The following is a 1,745-nucleotide window of genomic DNA, read 5'->3' as shown; positions in this document are numbered from 1 at the left end:
GAATGGGAGCTATTAAAAATGTAACCAAAGATTTTAGTAATCTTGAAGCAATGTGTGCTAAGACAAAGCTAGGCGTTAAGGGTTTGCAAAAAGAGTTAGATAAAATAAAATTAAACACTAATTTAAGAACAAATTTTAAAGAGCAATTGCAAGGCTTACAAAGTGATTTTATAAGTGCTAGCAATATTATTAGTGGTGGAATTATTGCTAAAGGTTTGGGCGAAAGTATAGGATTTGAAAGTGCTATGGCAGATGTTAGGAAGGTTGTAAATTTTGATGAGGGCGATAATATCAAAAAAATAAGTGATGATATTTTAAAAATGTCCCAAACGCTTCCAGCTACCGCCAAAGATTTAGCAGCCATAGCAGCAGCTGGAGGACAAATTGGTTTAGGTTCTAAAGATGTCCGCGAATTTACAAATCTTGTAACCAAGATGAAAGTAGCTTTTGATATGAGTGCCGAAGAAGTCGGAGATAGTGTAGCTAAGATTAAAAATATCTTGGGACTTTCTTTGAAAGATATGGAAGACTTAGGGGATAGCATTAACAATCTTTCAGACAATAGTGCATCAAAAGCCAATGAGATTATTGATGTTATGAAGCGAACTGCAGCTGCTGGTAAACAGCTAGGCTTTAGCAAAGAACAAATTGCAGCTTTAGGCTCTACTTTTATTTCTTTAGGAAAACCTTCAGAAGTAGCAGGAACTGCTATAAATAGCCTTTATACAACCCTAGCTACTGCAGATACTTTAGGAGAAAAAACACAAAAAGCTTTTCAAAAAATAGGAATTAGTGGAGATTTCTTAAAAGAAGCCACCTTTAATAATCCTCAAAAAGCATTAGAATTATTTTTAGAACGATTAGGAACTTTAGACAAAAAAGAACAAATGGGTGTTTTGGTAGATATTTTTGGCAAAGAATTTTCAGATGATGTTGGAACACTTATTCAAGGACTAGATACTTATAAAAAAGCTCTACAGAATGCAAGTGATGAAGACAAAAAAGGCTCATTACAAAGAGAATTTGACACAAGAGCAGACACCACTGAAAATTCCCTTATTTTAATGAAAAATGCTTTTAATTCTCTTGCGATTAATTTAGGCTCTGTATTTTTGCCCGTTATTGCGGGAGCTAGTAAGGCTTTATCATTTGTAGTAAATGGCATTGTTTCTATTACAAGCTTAATACCTGGACTTAATGGAGTGCTTGGAGGATTAATCACCACTTTTTTACTGGCTAAACCTGTAATGTTAGCTTATAATATAATTCTACTTTACATTAAAGATTCTAAAGCTTTATTGAATAATTTCCTTTTAATTTCTAAAATTAGATTCCTTGCTTTTAAAAAAGCAGTAAGTGTTTCCAATCTAGCATTAATCAAACACAATCTTAGCTTAAAACTTGCTAATCTCACAATGAGAGCAAAAACTCTTACTTTAGGTATTTACACAAATGCTTTAAAAGCATTAGGCTTTGTTTTGGGAACATTAAATAAAGCTTTTAAGTTTGTGGCTCTTGGCATTAGAGCTTTAAGCGTTGCGATTATGACTAATCCTATTGGATTAATCATAGGTGGTATTGCAATAGCTGCTGGACTTATTATAATGAATTGGGGAAAGGTTAAAGACTGGTTTATGAGCTTTATAAACTGGTTAAAACCCCTATGGCAACCCATAGCAAATTATATAAAAGCAGTGTTTATGAGTTGGATTAATGTTTTTAAATTCTTTGGAAATATTTTTATA

The 1,745-nt window shown here is 32.7% G+C and carries 1 protein-coding gene; it reads left to right on the top strand.

What is annotated here, in order from left to right:
- Window positions 1-2 precede the first annotated feature (2 nt).
- A partial coding sequence (locus B6S12_RS10530) for a phage tail tape measure protein (protein WP_111230722.1) occupies window positions 3-1,745 on the top strand: 1,743 nt, incomplete at its 3' end.

It is taken from the genome of Helicobacter valdiviensis (assembly GCF_003245365.1).
GTDB classification, from domain to species: Bacteria; Campylobacterota; Campylobacteria; order Campylobacterales; family Helicobacteraceae; genus Helicobacter_D; species Helicobacter_D valdiviensis.
Note: the sequence above shows the minus strand (reverse complement) of the source record. Positions and strands in the feature narration are given on the sequence as shown.